The sequence below is a fragment of the Telluria sp. ZB4P34 genome, from assembly GCF_059686055.1.
In genome coordinates, this window is record NZ_JCASIF010000010.1 from 93556 (window position 1) to 111320 (window position 17765).

Sequence of the window (17765 nt, forward strand, 5' to 3'; positions counted from 1 at the left end):
GCACTCCTGAACGGCCGGGCCTGTCCCGGCCGTTTTCATTGCGGCCCGCCCACATGCGGAACAGGTAGAATCGTCGCACCCCCACCCTCAGCGCCGCGCCATGCCCGTACCGTCCTCTCCGGCTGCACGCACGATCCGGCCCTACTCGCCGTCGCGGCTCATCGTCGTCACGTCCGGGCTGATCGCCGCAATCGGGCTGGTCACCGGCGCGATGCTGTACGCCAGCTACGAGGATGCGCTGCGCGAGCAGCAGGTCACCCTGCGCAACGTGGCGATCGCCTTCGCCGCCCAGACCGCCGGCGTATCGCAGGGAATCGATAGCGCGGCGCAGCAGGCCGCGCGCATGGTGCTGGCGCAAGGCAACGGATCCGCCGCCAGCCTGGCCGACGGCAAGGACGCACTGGCCCATCCCTATCTGCTGCGCGTCGTACTGTTCGACACCGACGGCCGGCTGGTCGGCAGCGTCACGCCGGGCGGCGCGACAGGCGGCACGCGCGCGCTGCCGAACTTTCCCAAGCCTCCCGCGGGAGACGTGCCGCGCTATATCGCCATCACCGACATCGACCGCCGCACCGGGCGCGGCATCCTGAATTGCGTGCAGCCGGTGCGCGAGCGCAACGGACGGCGCATCGGCACGGCAGTGGCGCAGGTCGATTCGCTGCGCTTCGAACGCCTGTACAACCTGGTCGAACTGGGCAAGGGCGGGTCGGTCACCCTGCACCACCGCGACGGCACCATGCTGGTGCGCGGCCCCGGCTACCCCGCCGGGATCGGCCGCTCGTTCGCCGGTACCGCGCTGTTTCGCGAGCAGCTGCCGCGCGCCAGCCGCGGCGCCTTCCAGACGGCCAGCCCCATCACCGGCGAGCCCAGCCTGTACGGCTACGACGTGGTGGAAGACGCCGAGCTGGTGGTCGTGACCGGCATGGCGCGCGAGGTGGCGCTGGACGACTGGTATGGGCGCCTGTGGACGGCGCTCGCCTTCTATCTGCTGGTGTCGGGCGTGCTGTCGCTGCTGGCGTGGCGGGTGGCGCGCGACACGCGCCGCCAGTTCGGCCTGATCGACATGGTATCGAGCAGCGAGGCGCGCCTGGCCAAGCGCTTCGACTACCTTGCCTCGATCGTGAACGCGGTGGGCGCGCCGATCTGGGTGCTGGACGCCGGGCGCCGCATCGTGCTGGCCAACGAGGCCTTCGCGCGCCTGGTCGGGCGAGCGCGCGAGACGCTGCCGGGCCTGGAGGAGCACACCCTCTTCGATGGCGCCGACCGCGAGCGCGAACGGCGCTACGACGCCGTGCTGGCCGATGGCGGCACCCGCGACGCGACCGGCACCATGCAGGACGGCAGCGGCGAAAGCCGCACGGTGATCCAGCTGACCACGCGCCTCACCGGCGAGGACGGCAAGGCCCACCTGGTGAATGTCCTGACCGACATCACCGAACGCGAGCGGGCCGAGGCGCGCCTGGCCTGGCTGGCCGAATTCGACGCCGTGACGGGCTTGCCCAACCAGGCCCAGTTCTGGCGCCTGCTCGAAGCCAGGATCGAGCGCGCAGGCGCAGGCGGAGGCGAACTGGCCGCCATCGCGCTGGTGCTCGAGCGCCTGCACGAGATCGTCGACCTGCTCGGCCACGAGGCCGGCGACCGCGCGCTGCGCCACGTGGCGGACCTGCTGCGAGATACCTGCGGCCCGGACGGCGAGGGAGTGGTGGCGGCCCGCATCCGCGGCGCCGAGTTCGCCTTCGTGCTCGACGCCGGCGGCGGGCGCGCGGGCGTCGAGCGCTTCGCCCTGCGGCTGCACGCCTTGGCGTCGGCCCCGCTGCAACTGGACGGGCGCGACTTCTTCCTCAGTCCCGTGCTGGGCGTGGCCATGTATCCGCAGGACGGCCGCAACGCGGACGAGCTGTACCGCAGCGCGCAGGGCGCCGCCAGCGGCGCCGGGGTCGAGGTGGACGAGGCCGTGCACTTCTTCTCGGCCAGCAGGCACACCGAGCTCGGCCAGCGCCTGGCCATCGAATCCCACTTGCGCCGCGCCCTCGAACGCGACGAACTGCGCCTGGTGTACCAGCCCAAGGTCACCGTGCAGGAACAGCGCGTGGTCGGCTTCGAAGCCCTGCTGCGCTGGACCCATCCCGAGCTGGGCGCGATCTCGCCGGCCGACTTCATCCCGATCGCCGAACGCAGCGGCCTGATCATCCCGATCGGCGCCTGGGTCCTGGAACAGGCCTGCCGCCAGATGGGCGAATGGTCGGCGCGCCTCAAGCATCCGGTGAAAGTCGCGGTCAACCTGTCGCCGCGCCAGCTGCACCAGAAGTCCCTGCTCGATACGGTGCGCCGCTGCCTTGCGCAATACCAGGTGCCGGACGGCTGCCTGGAGCTGGAAATCACCGAGACTGCCCTGATGAGCCGGGAAAAGGAAGTCGACCTGCTGCTGCATGCCATCCGCGCGCTCGGCGTGGACCTGTCGATCGACGATTTCGGCACCGGCTACTCCAGCCTGGCCTACCTGAAGCGCTTCCCGGTGTCGCGCCTGAAGGTGGACCGGGCGTTTGTCCGCGACCTCGACCGCGACGAGGACAGCGCCGCCATCGCGCTCTCGATCGTCAACCTGGCGCGCGGGCTCAAGCTGAAGGTGGTGGCCGAGGGGGTCGAGACCGAGGCGCAGCTGGCCGTGCTGCGCGGGATGGCCTGCGACGAATACCAGGGCTTCCTGTTCAGCAGGCCGCTGGAAAGCGGCGAGGTGGCGGCGCTGCTGGGGCGCTAGCGCGGCATCGGGGCGTACAGGTGCTCCAGCGCACATTCGAACCGCCTGCACCGGCGTACAGTGGCGGCATGCGCCGGAACCCTCGCAGCCGGCTGTCCATGTCCCGATGAAAGCCAAGTCCATGCAAGCTGCCGCAGCAGACAGCCGTTTCAAGCAGTTGTGGCTCCAGCTCCATTCGAGCCTGTGGTTCGTGCCGGCCCTCGTCATCCTGGGCCTGATGCTGCTGGCGTTCGGCCTGGTGGAAGTCGACCGGCAGGCCGGCGATCAGTTGCTGCAGCGCTGGCCGCGGCTGTTCAAGGTAGGCGACGAGGAAGCGCGCAGCCTGCTGTCCGCCATTGCCGGATCGATGGCGACCATCGCCGGCGTCACGTTTTCGATCACGATGGTCGCCCTGACCCTGGCGTCGGCCCAGTACACCTCGCGCGTGCTGCGCAACTTCATGCGCGACAAGGGCAACCAGGCGGTACTCGGCCTGTTCATCGGGATCTTCCTGTATTGCCTGCTGGTGCTGCGCGCAATCAGCGCGCCGCCGGATGCCTTCGTTCCCGCCTGCGCGGTACTGGGGTCGGTGCTGCTGTCGGTGATCGCAAGCGGCGCCTTTGTCTTCTTCATCCACCACATTTCATCGACCATCCAGGCTGCCGAGATGGCCCAGGCCATTACGCACGAAACCCTGCACATGGTCGACAAGTACTTTCCCGACGACGCAGCGGCAGCGGGGCGCGAACCCGATCCGGACGTCGCTGCCTGGCATCCCGTACCCGCCTGCCAGTGGGGCACCATCCAGACCGTCGCCGAACACCAGCTGCTGGCCTGGGCCTGCGCGCACGACGCGATCGTGCGCGTCGAATACCAGCCGGGCGACTTCGTCGGCGAGGGCGACACCTTGCTGTCCGTCGCCATGGCGCAGCCGCCGGACGACGCCATGATCGCCGCACTGAACGGCGCCTACGGCGTGGATGCCTTCCGTACCCTCGACCAGGATCCCGCCTTCGGTATCCGCCAGCTGGTCGACATGGCCCTGAAGGCCCTGTCGCCCGGGATCAACGACAGCACCACGGCGGAAACCTGCCTCGATCACATCGGCGTGATCCTGGCCCGCTGCGCCGGGCGCAATCTCGAGCGGCGCCGGCGCTGCGACGGGCGCGGCGCGCTGCGTGTGCTCTCCATTGGCATCGATTTCGCCCAGCTCGCAGGCCTGGCGTTCCGCCAGATCGCCGAGAATGCGCAAGGCAATACGGCGGTGCTGCTGAAGATACTGGACACCATCGGCAAGGCAGGACGCGCCTGTGCAGGCAGCGCGCAAGGCCTTGCGCTGCTGCGGCAGGCCGAGATCACGGGCGAGATCTCGCTACGCAGTGCGAAGTCGAGCGCCGCACAGGAAGAGCTCAGCCTCAGGCTGCGCGACCTCCAGCACATGTTCGCGCAAGGCGCAGGAAGACCCGAGCTCCAGGCTTTGCCGGGCGCCTGAGCAGCGGCCTGAGCAGCGGCTTGAGTAGCTGCTGACCCGCTTACTTCACGATCAGCGCGTTACGCACCTCGCGCACGCCTTCCACACGGCGGGCAAGGTCTGCCGCGCGCACGGCGCTTTGCGGGCTGTCGACGAAGCCGCTCAGCTGGACAGTGCCGCGGAAGGTCTCCACCGACACATCGCGCCCCTTGACGTCGGGGTCTCCCAGCAGCGCCGTCTTGACCCGGGTGGAAATGGCCGTGTCGGAGATTGCGACCCCGACCTTGCGGGTGTTCGGGTCGGTGGAGCATGCGGCCAGTACTACCATGGTTGCGGAAAGAATGGCTGCCCTGCAAGCAATCGTGAAATTCATGTTGTCCTCCTGGGACCAATCATCGTAAAGAAGCCCACTGTGCGGGTATTTCAGGATGGATGACGCCAGCTTGACCTCACGCAAGCTCGCGCCGCTCTGCCACGGAAATGCCGATCATGGCGTGTACATCCCTGCTACTTGCCCTGGAGATCCGCCATGTCGCCGGAATTGACGATTGCCTACGAGCGCCTCGAGACACTCGGTGTCGCTGCGATGCGCCTGCTTCCCAACCTCGTGATCGGCATCGTCGTCCTGTTATTGTTCCTGTTCCTGGCGCGCCTGGTGCGACGGATCGTCCAGCGCATCAATACCGGCCGCTTCCACGAAAACCTCGTGATCGTGCTCGGCAGGATGGCGCAATGGGCGATGATCCTGCTCGGCATCCTGTTGTCCGTGACGTTTGCCTTCCCTTCGTTCACCCCCGGCAACTTGATCAGTGCCCTGGGTATTACCGGCATCGCCATCGGTTTCGCCTTCAAGGACATCTTCGAGAACTTCCTCGCGGGTATCCTGATCCTGATTACCGAACCCTTCCGCATCGGCGACCAGATCGTGTTCGGCGAGTTCGAGGGGACGGTCGAGAAGATCGAAACCCGGGCCACCAAGATGCGTACCTACGACGGCCGCCTGGTCGTTATCCCGAACGCCGAACTGTACAAGGGCTCCTTCATCGTCAACACCGCCTATCCAAGCCGTCGCCTGCAGTACGACGTGGTCATCGGCAACGGCGACGACATCGCCTTCGCCAAGCAACTCATGCTCGAGGCAATCCGGGGGCTTCCGGACGTCGAGGCCGAACCGGCGCCGGACGCCCTGCTGGTCGAGTTTGCGGATGCAGGGGCAAAGCTGCGGGCACGCTGGTGGATCAAGCCGCCCTATCGGGCCGATGCACTCGCCATCCAGGACCAGGTGCTGGAGCGCATCAAGGCCACCCTGACCGAGCACGGCATCGACCTGCCCTACCCGACCCAGCAGATCCTGTTCCATGACCAGACCGAGGAAACGGATGGCGACCGTCGCCGCCAGCGCGAGGGTTGGCCGGCGGGGAAGGGGCCGGGGCCGGTGCCGGGGCCGGCACGAGAGCGTGCGCCGCAGGCGTGATGGTCGAAAGCGGCGCCATGGAGGATGAGGCCCGCACTATTCGCGCGTTCGTGACCGGGTGCTGTTCGTGCCGGTCCTGCTTACTTTCCAGCATCGCCACGTTGCTGCTCATGACGATGACGGACCTGGCCGGCCGCATTCAAGGCTTCCCACGCCCGCCCTTCACCGGCGCATGCTGCGCCGTCAATTCCACGATCCAGTCGATGAACACGCGCAGCGCCTTGCTCAGGTAACGGTTGGGCGGATAGGCCACGTAGAGCGGCATCGGGTCGATCTCCCAATCGCCGAACAAGCGCACCAGCGCACCCGCGGCCGCATGTTCGCGCGCCATGTAGTCGGGCAGCCACAGCACGCCCAGCCCGGCCAGGCCCGCCGTCAGGTAGGCATTGCCGTCGTCGATCGCCAGCACGTAGCGCCCCGCGATCTTCACCGTCTCGCCGGCGCGGTGCATGGCGTAAGGCAGGCCGCTGGTCCAGCGGAAGCGCACGATGCGGTGCTTCGGATCCTGCAGCTCGTCGGGATGCGCCGGCGTGCCGGCCTGGGCCAGGTAGGAAGGCGCCGCATACACGCCCAGCCCGAGGTCGCCCACGTGGCGCGCCACCAGCGACAGGTCGGTGACCTGGCCGCCGCGCACCACGCAGTCGACGTTCTCGCCGATCAGGTCGACCTTGCGGTCGCTGGCGCCGAGGTCGAACTGGATCTCCGGGAAGCGCGCATGGAAGGCCGGCAGCGCCGGCACCAGGATCATGTTGGCGAAGGGACTGGGTACGTCCACCCGCAGCAGGCCGCGCGGCGCCGGCGAGGCGCCCGGCAGGTTGTGCTCGATGTCGTGCAGCTCGGCCAGCAGGCGCACCACGCGCTCGTAATAGGCGGCGCCGTCGGCGGTGACGTTCACCTTGCGCGTGGTGCGGTTGAGCAGCCTGAGGCGCAGGTGGGCTTCGAGCTGCTGCACCAGCTGGGTGACGCTGGTGCGGCTCATACCCAGGGTCTCGGCCGCCTTGGTGAAGCTGCCCGCCTCCACCACCCGGACGAATGCCCGCATGCCGTCGAACCGGTCCATCCCGCTCTCCTCATGAAAAATTGTAACGATTATACAAACAGTCTTGATCGTACTTTCCTGTTTATCGGTACAAATGGCGGCGTTACAGTGTGCGCACTACGAATTTGGAGGAGTGTGTACATGAACACGCGTGACGTCGTTTTCCCCGCCGGCCGCCAGGCCCTGTATGAAAAAAACCGCTATTCGCCGGCCGTGCGTTCGGGCGGATTCCTGTTCGTCTCCGGCCAGGTCGGCAGCCGCGAGGATGGCTCGCCGGAGCCGGACCTGGACGCCCAGGTGCGGCTGGCCTTTCGCAACCTGAACGCCGTCCTTGGCGCCGCCGGCTGCACGTTCGCCGACGTCGTCGACGTGACCGTGTTCATCGTCGATCCCCAGCACCGCTTCGAGCGCATCTGGAGCGTGGCGCAGGAATTCTGGGGCGAAGCGCCCTATCCCAACATCACCGCCGTCGGCGTCACCTGGCTGTATGGCTTCGACTTCGAGATCAAGGTCGTCGCCAGGGAAAGGCAGGCAGCCGGCATGGCGTGAGGAGCACCCGCGTCATGCTGCGCCGGGCGCCGCGGCCTCCTGCGCCAGCGCCATGCCGCTGCACTGTGCGGCCACGAAGTCGATGAAGGCGCGCACCTTCGGCGCCACCGCACCCTGCTGCGGCAGCAGCGCATACAGGCGATGGGGCTCCGGCATGTAGGCATCGAGGCAGCTGCGCAGCTGCCTGGACGCCAGCAGGTCGTCCACCATCACCCTCGGCGTCTGGGTCAGGCCGGTCCCCTCGAGCAGGGCGGCGCGCAGCATCGCGCTGTTGTTGCAGCGGTACCTGCCGCGCACCGGTAGCTGTGCGGCTGCGGCGTCCTTGCCGAAGGTCCAGTTTCCCGGGTTGCGCGACAGCGTATAGACCAGGCAGTGATGCTGCGCCAGTTCGGCGGGGGTGGCCGGCGTCCCCATCGTGTCGAAATAGGCCGGGCTGCCCACCACCACATGGGGAATCTCGCCCAGGGGTTTCGCCACCATCCCCGAATCCGGCAAGCCCCTGCCGATGCGCAGGGCCAGGTCGAAGCCTTCGTCGACCATGTCGACGTAGTGATCGTTCGCCACCACGTCCAGGCTGATCTCTGGATACCTGCGCAGGAAGGCAGGGATGCGCTGGCCGAGCCAGAGCATGCCGAACGAGGCGGGAACGCTCACCCGCACATTCCCGCGCGGGCTGTCCATCAGCTGCTGCACGGCGCCATCGGCCGCCTCGAGCTCGTCCAGGATGCGGACACAGTAGGCGTAGTACACCCGGCCGGCCTCGGTCAGGTGCATCTTGCGCGTCGAGCGCAGCAGCAGAGGCGTGCCCAGCTCCTGCTCGAGTTGCGCGACGAGTTTGCTCACGCTGCCGGCCGTGGTTGCCAGGGCCTGGGCGGCGCGGGTAAAGCTCGATGACTCGACGACGCGGCGGAATGCCCGCATGCTGAGCAGTTTGTCCATGGCGAGTCCTGTGCGGATGGATGATGTTCTAACGCAATTATTCTATCCGCAGCCGCCGTGCCGCAAGCGCCGCCGCCTGAATTACTTGACCTGCCCTCTGAGCGGGATGGCGATCGGGCGCAGCGGCGAGGCGTCCGCACCGCGCAGCTTGAGCGGCGAGGTGATGAAGACGAACTCGTACACCTTGTCCCTGGCCAGCTCCTCGAGATCGACCAGCTCGATAATGGTGATGCCCTGCTGCGCCAGCAGGTAGGTATGCACGGGCACGTAATCGTGGTCCACTTCCGACGGGAAGGATTCGAGGCTCAGGTTGTCGGCCCCGATGGACATGGCGCCGCCCTCTTCCGCCAGGAACCTGGCGCCGTCCAGCCCCAGCCCCGGCGGATTGTTCATGTAGGCCGCCGCATCGGCATAAGACTGCATGCGGCCGGTGCGCAGCAGCACCACGTCGCCGCGCTGCAGGGTGGTGTTCTGCAGGCGCAGCGCCTGTTGCAGGTCTTCCTTGCGCAGCTTGTATCCCGGCGCGAGCATGTCGACGCCCTTGGCCGCCGCCAGGTCGATCAGCACGCCGCGCGCAATGATCGCCGGCAGCTTCTCGACGCCCGCCTTCTTCCAGCCGCGGTCCCCCAGGTGCTCCCTGGCGTCGAAGCCGTTCCATATCTTGCCGTTCAGCCCGAAATGGTTGAGGGCGTCGATATGGGTGCCCATGTGCGTGTACATCGAGATGGCGGCGCCCGTGTAGCTGACGTGCCGGTTGCGCGCCGCGCCCACCGCCATCGGGTCGTCGACCAGGGTGCCGTGCGGCGTGTGCGTCATCCACATTTGGTAGTGCGGGTCGCCGGCGCCCTGCCAGCTCGGCATGCCGATGTAATACTCTGTACCCAGGTCGTAGACGCGGGCGGCGTCGGCGCGGGCCAGGATGGCCGCGCGCGATTGCGGGGTCATGAGGTTGAGGCGGCCGATTTCATCCTGCGGTCCCCAGGGGCTCTTGCCGACCTGCGGGCCGGCCGCCAGCGCGCCGAGGGCGGCGGCCTGCAGCAGCAGCGCGAGCACGAGCCGTGCCTGCCATGTACGTTTCATTTCTTCTCCTTTGAAGAACGACTGTGATGGTGCAGTCTACAAAGGAGGGGCGTCGGGAAAAACGGGAGATGTGGAACATCATTTTTTCCACGCAGGAAAAATAAGCAGGGCCCTGCCGCCGGAATCAGCTCGCCTTGCCCGCCACGTACTGCGCGTAGCCGCGCGCCCGCAGTGCGCAGGCCGGGCAAGTCCCGCAGCCATGCCCCCAGGCGTGCGGCGCGCCGCGCTCGCCCAGGTAGCAGGTGTGGGTATCGAAGCGGACCAGGTCCACCAGGGCCTCGCCGCCGCAGTCGTGGGCCAGCTGCCAGGTTTGCGCCTTGTCGATCCACATCAGGGGCGTCTCGAGCTTCAGGCGGGTGGCCATGCCGAGGTTCAGGGCCACCTGCAGCGCCTTCATGGTGTCGTCGCGGCAGTCGGGATAGCCCGAGAAATCGGTCTCGCACATGCCGCCCACCAGCACGTTCAGCCCGCGCCGGTAGGCCAGGGTGGCGGCCACCGTCATGAACAGCAGGTTGCGTCCCGGGACGAAGGTGTTCGGCAGGCCGTTTTCCTGCATGGCGATGGCCACGTTGCTGGTCAGGGCCGTGTCCGAGATCTTCGCGATCAGGGACAGGTCGATCAGGTGGTCTTCGCCCAGGCGCGCGTCCCACCCCGGGTCGAGCGCGCGCATCTTGCCCAGGACCGTCGGGCGCACCTCCAGCTCGATGGCATGGCGCTGGCCGTAGTCGAAGCCGATCGTTTCCACCCGCGCATAGCGCTGCAGCGCCCAGGCAAGGCAGGTGGCGGAATCCTGGCCGCCGCTGAAGAGGACGAGCGCGGTGTCGTTGGTAGTCATGATCGGGGTCCGTGAAATGGCGCATGCGCCGGAGGAAACCGCGAATTCTGGCATAAAACCGGGGCCCGCGTACACCTCCCGCGCCCCGCACTGCTGTGTTAAGCGTCCGTCATCGTTTTTGCCAATCCGCTAAGATTGCCATGAATTCTACCGATGGAGTGCCATGTTTCCCGCAAGTTCGTCTTCCCGCCGCCTGCGTCCCCTGCCCCGCCTGCTGGCCGGCATGGGCGCCCTGGTATTTGCAACGGCATTGCACGCCCAGGGAATCGATTACCAGGTGCGCATCGACGCCCCGCGCCAGATCGAAAACATGCTCGAGGAAAACCTCGACCTGATGCGCTGGCGCGGCAATCCGCGCGTGGACATGGAACAGCTGCAACGCCTGATCAAGGAAGCCCCCGCCCAGGCCAAGACCTTCATCGCCACCGAAGGCTATTACTCGCCCAAGATTTCCGCCGGCCTCGATACGGGCGGTGCACGGCCGGTGGCGCGCGTCATCGTCGATCCGGGCGAGCCCACCGTGGTGGGCGACGTCGACCTGGTGCTGCAGGGCTTCGCCCCGATCGACGAGGGCAGCGTGCCTTTCGATGCCGGCGCCCTGCGCCAGCGCTGGTCGCTGCCGGTCGGCGCGCGCTTCCGCCAGGAGGATTGGGAAGCGGCCAAGCGCGGCCTGCTGCGCGAAGTGGCGCAGACGCGTTTCCCGCGCGCGCGCCTGGTCGAGACCAGCGCTACCGTCGACCCGGAAGAACGCCGCGCCCTGCTGCGCGTCGTCATCGACAGCGGCCCGGACATGAGCTTCGGCGAGCTGCGCATCCGCGGCCTGAAGCGCTACCCGCGCGAAGTCATCACCAACCTGAACCAGATCAAGCCGGGCGAGCAGTACAGCGAGGCCGCGCTGACGGCCCTGCAGTCGCGCCTGCAGGACACCGGTTACTTCAGCAGCGTGGAAGTGAGCGCCGACATGCGCCAGGTTCTGGCCGCCGAGCTGCAGGAACTCAAGGAAGGCGACGACGACCCCGACGCCAACCCTGCCACCCCGGAGCCGCCCACAGGCGTGGCGACGCCCGGCCCCACCATACTGCCGGTGCTGGTGCGCGTGGTCGAGAACAAGCGCAAGAACGTCGAGGTCGGCGTCGGCTTCTCGACCGACACCGGGGCTCGCGCCCAGGTCAGCTACGACGACCTGAACGTGCTCGGCAAGCGCATGAAGAGCGACCTGCTCTACGAACAGAAGCGCCAGACCGCGCGTGTCGACTTCTATTGGCCGACCAAGCCGAACGGCTACAACGACAGCGTCGGCGCCGGCGTCGAGCGCAACGACGTGCGCGGCGAGATCACCACCCTGGCCACGATCGCAGCCCGGCGCGCATGGGGCTCGCCCCTGCTCGAGCGCAGCCTGACCCTAGAAGCGCTGGTGGAGAAGCGCGAGGTGCCGCCGAACGAACCGACCACCACGCGCAGCGTGCCGCTCACCTACGCCATCACCAAGCGCGAGCTCGACAGCCTGATCCAGCCGACCAACGGCTACGTGCTGCAGGGCCAGCTGGGCGGCGCCCTGCTGCCGATCCTGACCGACGAAAAATTCCTGCGCCTGTACCTGCGCGGCCAGATGTTCAGGCCGCTCGGCGAGGCCGGCACCCTGATCCTGCGCGGTGAATTCGGCGCGGTGGCCGCCAAGGACAAGATCGGCGTGCCGTCCACCTTCCTGTTCCGCGCCGGCGGCGACCAGTCGGTGCGCGGCTACGGCTACCGCGAACTGGGCGTACGCGAGAACGGCGCCATCGTCGGCGGCAAGTACCTGGCCACCGCCAGCGCCGAATACCAGTATTACTTCCGCCCGCCCTGGGGCGTGGCCGTGTTCTACGACATCGGCAACGCCGCCGACAAGGTCGGCGACCTGCAGCCGAAATCCGGCTTCGGCGTCGGTGCGCGCTGGCGCAGCCCGGTGGGCCCGATCAATGTCGACCTGGCCTACGGCCATGCCGTGAAAAAGGCGCGCCTGCACTTCTCCCTGGGATTCACCTTCTGATGGACACGAACGACAACACCCCAGTCCAGGCGCCCGCACCCGCCCCGCACAAGCGCCGCTGGCCGCGCCGCGTCGCCATCGGCGTGGCCGTCACGGGCGTGCTGGTCGGGGGCGCCCTGTGGTACCTGGGCCGCGAGACCACGCTGCAGATGATCGCGCAAAAGGTCGCCGCTTCCACCGGCGGCAAGCTCACCCTCACCGGCGTGCGCGGCTCCCTGTACGGCGCCATGTATATCGAACGCATGGTCTGGCGCACCGACGAGCAGCTGGTCATCGCCAACAAGATCAACCTGACATGGTCGCCGGGGCAGATCGTCTCGCGCGGCATCCTGGTCGACCGGCTGCACGCCGCCAACCTGCGTGTGGAGACCCTCAAGGAAACCGAGGAACGCACGCCGATGCCGGCCACGCTGGCGCCGCCCTTCCCGGTCTCGATCGCCGATGCGCGCCTGAACCGGGCGACCTTCGTGGCCAAGGGCGCGGAAACCCACATCGACAACATCCGCCTGCGGGTCGAGGGTAACAAGCAGCGCTGGATCTTGCGCGATGCCGCGGCCGTGACGCCCTGGGGCGACGTGGCGGCCGCCGGCACGATCGGGGCCCAGCGTCCCTTCAAGCTGGACGCCACCGCCAGCCTGACGCAATCGCAGGCGAAAGCCGAAGGCGGGGTAACGTCGCGCGCTGCCCAGCTGCGCCTGAAGGCCGGCGGCGACCTGGACACCACCCTGGTCGATGCCACCGGCCAGGCCGGACGCGCCGTGGGCGAGGCCCGTTTCGTGCTCTCGCCCTATGCCGAGATCCCGCTGCGCGAAATGCGCATCAACGGCCGCGACGTCGACCCGGGCTTCTTCAACCCGGCGCTGCCGACGGCCGACCTGAGCTTCGCCATCAGCGGCAAGCTCGATGACAAACGCAATATCAGCGGCCGCGTCGACATCAGCAACGACGGCCCGGAAGGCACCATCGACCAGCAGCGCCTGCCGCTGCGCCTGATGCGCGGCCAGCTGGGCGGCAACCTGGAGGCGCTGCAGGTGTCCGACGTGCTGCTGGACTTCGGCGCGGCCGGCCGCTTCACCGGCGTAGGGGGCGTCCAGAGGGACGAGGACGCGGAAGGCCTGGGCACTGCGCGCTTCACGCTGCACACCGACCGCTTCGACCTGAAGGGCATCTACTCCACCATGAAGCCCACCGCGATCCGCGGCGACATCCAGGTGACCAATGCCGGCAATATCCAGACGCTGCAAGCCAGGCTGACCGACAAGGCCCTGCGCCTGGCCGCGCTGGCGACGCTGGAAAATAACGTGGTGACGGTGCGCGAAGCGCGCCTGTCGAGCGGCAGCAGCCGGGTGGACGTCACCGGCAGCATGAACCTGCTCGAGGACAAGGCCTTCAAGGCCAGCGCCACGGCGAGCCGCTTCAATCCGGGCGATTTCGGCGACTTCCCGGAAGCCGATATCAATGCCACCGTCAACGTGGCCGGCGCGCTGGCGCCGGTCTGGCGCGTCGACGCCGACTTCGCGGTGCGCCGCAGCCGGCTGCTGAACCAGCCGCTGTCGGGCGAAGGCAAGCTGCGCGCGGATGCCAGGCGGATCAGCGGCATCGATGCCGAGCTGGCGCTGGGCCAGAACACGCTGGCCTTGAACGGCGCCTTTGGCGGCGCCGGCGACCGCCTGCGATGGCGCCTCGACGGCCGCCAGCTGTCGGCGGTGCGCAGCGACCTGTACGGCGCCGTCACGGCGAATGGCGTGGCCACCGGCACCATGGCGGCGCCGCGCACCAGCTTCGAAGTCAATGCGAACGGCCTGGGCTGGGTGGCCGCCCAGCGCAAGAACGCCAGTGGCAGCCTGCGCGCCAGCGGCGAAGCCTGGCTGGCCGGCGTTGAGGGCGCGCGCTTCGTGGAAGCGAAGATGAGCGGCGCGATGCAGCGTTTCAATCCGGCGGCCTTCGGTTCGCCACTCGCCGGCTCGATCAACGGCGCCTTCACTGCCAGCGGCCGCAGCGGCGCCGACTGGCGCGGCGCGGTCGACCTGCGGGTGCAGGACTCGACGCTGTCGAATTCGCCGCTGTGGGGCCACGCCACGCTCACGGCCGACCGCCGCCATGTGTCGAACGCCGACGTCGACCTGCACGTGGGCGCCAACCTCATCGCTGCCAAGGGCAGCTTCGGCGCAGGTGGCGACCAGCTGGCCTGGCGCATCGACGCCCCGCAACTTGGCGCGCTCGGGCCCGACTTCGCCGGCGTGCTGCGCGGCCAGGGCACGCTGTCCGGGACCATGGATACCCCGTCGCTCACCGCCGCGCTCGAAGGCCAGAATCTGCGCCTGCTGGGAAGCCACAGCATCCGCTCGCTGCGCGCCAATGCCAACCTCGGTTCAGGCCGCGGCGCGCGCGATGCGCTGGCCAGCGACATCCAGGTCCTCGACTACGTCAGCGGCGAGACACGCGTCGCCTCGGCCAGCCTGAAGACCGATGGCACGCGCGGCGCCCACACCCTGCGCGCGGCCGCGGTCGGCGAGTCCTTCGACGCCAACCTCGAAGTACGCGGCGGCTGGACCGGCGACACCTGGAGCGGCACCTTGGCCGCGCTGCAGAACCGCGGCCGCTACGCGATGGCCCTGCAGGCGCCGGTGCCGCTGCGCATCAGCGGCGCACCGGGCAGCGGCGTGATGGGCCTGGCAAAGCCGCAGAACATCGCCTTGAACGGCGCCGTCGTCAAGCTGCCGGCCGGCAGCATCACGGTCGATTCCCTGGTGAAGAACGGCCCGCGCTGGGCCAGCCGCGGCCATGCCGACAACGTGCCGCTCACTTACCTGTCGCAGTTCTCGCCCACCATTCGCGACAATGCACGCGGCGACCTGACCCTGGGCGCCAGGTGGGAACTCGACCTGCGCACCGCGACAGGCACCGGCGCCGCGCCGGCGCTGGACGGCATGCTCCACGTGTTCCGCGAAAAAGGCGACGTGATCGCCGGCGGCGACAACCCGGTGCCGCTCGGCCTGCGTACCTTCGAGGCGCGCGCCGACGTCGTCGGCAGCTCGCTCAAGGTAGAACTGAACCTGGACGGCGCCCGCACCGGCAGCGTCGAGGTCGATGCCACCGCCCAGCTGCTGCAGGGGCGCCTGGACCGCGACAGCCCCCTGCGCATGACGGCCAACGCCAACATGGGCTCGATCGCCTGGCTGGCCTCGTTTGCCGGCCAGTCCGGGCTGGAGCTGGACGGCGCGCTGCGCCTGGCGCTCCAAGGGTCCGGCACCATCGGCACGCCGCGCCTGGACGGCAGCGTCCAGGGCGACAACCTGGCCGTGCGCTGGCCGGAACAGGGTGTGCGCCTGCAGAACGGCCAGCTGCGCGCCAGCCTGGCGGGCGACCGGCTGCAGCTGCAGCGCCTGTATTTCCAGGGCCGCCAGGGCAGCGCCTCGGCCGAAGGCTTCCTGCGCTTCTCCAGCGGCCTGGCCGCAGCCGACCTGCGCCTGACGCTGGACAAGCTGGAAGCGCTGTCGCGCCCGGACCGCACGGTGGTCGTCAGCGGCAAGGCTTCGCTGGTGCGCAACGCCGACACGTTCGCGATCGAAGGCAACGTGCGCGCCGACCGCGCCCTGATCGAATTCGCGCCGCAAGGCCGGCCGACCATGTCGGACGACGTCATCGTGCTGGGCCAGGGCGGCGCCAAGCCTGTCCCCTCGAACGAGAAGGAAGAACTGCCGCTCACCATCGACCTGCGCGCCGACCTGGGCGACGAATTCAGGCTGCGCGGCCTGGGCATCGACGCGACGCTGGCCGGCAACGTCCGCATGCGCAAGGTCGGCGCCGGCGCGCCGCGCGTGAACGGCACCATCCGCGCGGTCGAAGGCGATTATGCCGCCTATGGCCAGAAGCTGGACATCCGCCGTGCCGTGATCACCTTCAGCGGCCCCTACGACAATCCGGCACTGGACGTGCTCGCGGTGCGCGCCCAGCCCGAAGGCGAGCAGCTGACGGAAACCAATGTGGAAGCCGGCGTGCAGGTGCGCGGCACGGCCCAGTCGCCCGAGGCGCGGCTGGTCTCGACGCCAAACGTCCCGGACAGCGAGAAGCTGTCCTGGCTGGTGCTGGGGCGCGGCATGGAGGGCACGAGCGGCAATGAGAAGGACGTGCTGGCGGCTGCCGGCGCCGCCCTTCTCGGCGGCAAGGGCGGCACCGGCGGCATCACCCAGAAACTGGCCACCTCGCTCGGCGTGGACGAACTCGGGCTGAAGCAGGCGGACGGCGGCGGAGGAGGCCTCGAAGGCACGGTGGTAACAGTAGGCAAGCGCATCTCCTCGCGCACCTACCTCAGCTTCGAACAGGGCGCCACCACGGCCTCGAGCCTGGTGCGCCTGCGCTACAAGTGGACGCCGAGGGTCACGCTGCAGTTCCAGACCGGTACCAATACCGCGCTGGACGTGCTGTACTCCTGGGCGTTCGATTAAGACCGGCCTGGGTAGCCTGGCGGCTGCCCAGGCATGGCGGAAATACCTTGGCCTCTGCCGGGCTGGCCTGAGCGCTTCACGGCGTACGGATGGACTGGTCGACTCCACCCAATAGGACTGTCGGGAAAATTTACAACCACCTTTCCTGCAACAAATTGTTCTTTTTTGCAACTTTGTGAAACTACGATAAGTCCTTGTTTTTAAATTATATTTTCTCTTTTGAAGCGTCTGGCACGATTCCTGCTAATACCCTGGTACGACTTCCACATGTAACAATGAGAGACTATATGATCACTAGCAAAATTAGCGCTACTATCGCCGGGGCCGCCCTGGCGCTCGGTCTGTCCGCTCCCGCCAGTGCCGTTATCCTGACGGCAGGCGACCTGAAGATCACTATCAATGCCTATGACGCTGGCACGGTTGGTTACGGCAATACGCAAGGCGTCAAGTGCACCACGGTTGATGCATGCGATGCGGCTGCCGGCCTGACAGCGCCAAATGCGATCGGCAGTGAAGATACCTGGGGTATTTTCTCGGTGCAGAGCATTTCGCGTGTGTCGAACGGCGAGCTGATTTTCACGGCCGGCAAGAACGGGGAATACCTCACCGGCGTGTTCGGCGGGATCGTCGATAGCTACGTCGAGGTGTCCGGCATCATGTCGCCCCAAACGCTGGCGCTGGGTACCGGTGGCTGGCTGAACATGTACTCGACCGGCCAGAACTACGACGCCTCCTTCGGACCGGGCGGCCGCATCGGCGCGACCGGCTACCAGGGCATCACCGACATCGGTGGCCAACTGGCCCTGTCGGCTGTGTTCGGCCAGGGCGCGCTCGGCGGCGCTCCGGAGTACAGCTGGGTGTCGAACTACGCCAACAGCACGATCTCGGGCAATAGCCAGGGCTACCTGGACGTGACCGGCGGCTCCTGGGCCTCGCTGTTCGACACCAATGCCCAGACCGACCCGAACGGCAACGCGCACGACCTGTTCATCAAGGTCACCTTCGGTCAGACCGGCGCGTCGGCCGGCGCAGGCTGGACGGTGGACGCGTCGGGCGACGTGCAAGGCCAGATCGGCGAAGTGCCGGAACCAAGCTCGCTGGCACTGCTCGGCCTGGGCCTCGGCCTGGCCGGCATGCGCGCGCGTCGTCGCCGCGCCTGACAGC

General features: G+C 68.0%; 12 protein-coding genes. 7 read left to right on the plus strand and 5 right to left on the minus strand.

All coding sequences use genetic code 11. The features are described 5' to 3' along the window. Positions 1 to 100 precede the first annotated feature (100 nt). Complete coding sequence (locus tag AC56KL_RS16620; protein WP_497181274.1) at positions 101 to 2758, plus strand: bifunctional diguanylate cyclase/phosphodiesterase; 2658 nt, start codon at positions 101 to 103, stop codon at positions 2756 to 2758. A 121-nt stretch (positions 2759 to 2879) separates the two neighbouring features. Continuing rightward, a complete protein-coding gene (locus AC56KL_RS16625; protein ID WP_497181275.1) occupies positions 2880 to 4229 on the plus strand; it encodes a DUF2254 domain-containing protein in 1350 nt (449 codons plus the stop codon). A gap of 40 nt (positions 4230 to 4269) precedes the next feature. Here AC56KL_RS16625 and AC56KL_RS16630 read toward each other — a convergent pair whose 3' ends face one another. Beyond that, positions 4270 to 4536: a BON domain-containing protein gene (locus AC56KL_RS16630; protein ID WP_497181276.1), complete on the minus strand. Its 267-nt coding sequence runs from the start codon at positions 4534 to 4536 to the stop codon at positions 4270 to 4272. Positions 4537 to 4737: 201 nt separating this feature from the next. Here AC56KL_RS16630 and AC56KL_RS16635 point away from each other — a divergent pair, with 201 nt between their 5' ends. Further along, complete coding sequence (locus AC56KL_RS16635) at positions 4738 to 5682, plus strand: mechanosensitive ion channel family protein (protein ID WP_497181277.1); 945 nt, start codon at positions 4738 to 4740, stop codon at positions 5680 to 5682. A 139-nt stretch (positions 5683 to 5821) separates the two neighbouring features. Here the strand turns inward: AC56KL_RS16635 and AC56KL_RS16640 are convergent, their stop codons facing one another. Further along, the gene (locus AC56KL_RS16640; protein WP_497181278.1) at positions 5822 to 6742 is read right to left on the minus strand and encodes a LysR family transcriptional regulator; all 921 of its coding nucleotides are present in this window, start codon (positions 6740 to 6742) and stop codon (positions 5822 to 5824) included. Between the two features lie 120 nt (positions 6743 to 6862). Here AC56KL_RS16640 and AC56KL_RS16645 point away from each other — a divergent pair, with 120 nt between their 5' ends. Beyond that, positions 6863 to 7270 (plus strand): RidA family protein, encoded by a 408-nt coding sequence (locus tag AC56KL_RS16645; protein WP_497181279.1) that lies wholly within the window; start codon positions 6863 to 6865, stop codon positions 7268 to 7270. A gap of 12 nt (positions 7271 to 7282) precedes the next feature. Here AC56KL_RS16645 and AC56KL_RS16650 read toward each other — a convergent pair whose 3' ends face one another. From AC56KL_RS16650 to queC, 3 genes are all read right to left on the minus strand, one after another. Then, positions 7283 to 8209, minus strand: coding sequence for a LysR family transcriptional regulator (locus AC56KL_RS16650; RefSeq protein ID WP_497181280.1), 927 nt, complete (start codon positions 8207 to 8209; stop codon positions 7283 to 7285). Between the two features lie 81 nt (positions 8210 to 8290). Then, a complete protein-coding gene (locus tag AC56KL_RS16655) occupies positions 8291 to 9289 on the minus strand; it encodes a cyclase family protein (RefSeq protein ID WP_497181281.1) in 999 nt (332 codons plus the stop codon). Between the two features lie 124 nt (positions 9290 to 9413). Continuing rightward, positions 9414 to 10124, minus strand: a complete 711-nt coding sequence (queC, locus tag AC56KL_RS16660; RefSeq protein WP_497181282.1) for a 7-cyano-7-deazaguanine synthase QueC — start codon at positions 10122 to 10124, stop codon at positions 9414 to 9416. A gap of 163 nt (positions 10125 to 10287) precedes the next feature. Between queC and AC56KL_RS16665 the strand changes: the two genes are divergently transcribed. The 3 genes from AC56KL_RS16665 to AC56KL_RS16675 all read left to right on the plus strand — a co-directional run bounded on the left by AC56KL_RS16665 (position 10288) and on the right by AC56KL_RS16675 (position 17761). Beyond that, positions 10288 to 12153 (plus strand): autotransporter assembly complex protein TamA, encoded by a 1866-nt coding sequence (locus tag AC56KL_RS16665; RefSeq protein WP_497181283.1) that lies wholly within the window; start codon positions 10288 to 10290, stop codon positions 12151 to 12153. Continuing rightward, positions 12153 to 16601 carry a translocation/assembly module TamB domain-containing protein gene (locus tag AC56KL_RS16670; RefSeq protein ID WP_497181284.1) on the plus strand — a complete coding sequence of 1483 codons (4449 nt, stop codon included), beginning with the start codon at positions 12153 to 12155 and terminating at the stop codon, positions 16599 to 16601. The genes AC56KL_RS16665 and AC56KL_RS16670 overlap by 1 nt, the downstream gene beginning before the upstream one ends. A gap of 287 nt (positions 16602 to 16888) precedes the next feature. Next, positions 16889 to 17761, plus strand: coding sequence for a PEP-CTERM sorting domain-containing protein (locus tag AC56KL_RS16675; RefSeq protein WP_497181285.1), 873 nt, complete (start codon positions 16889 to 16891; stop codon positions 17759 to 17761). Positions 17762 to 17765 lie beyond the last annotated feature (4 nt).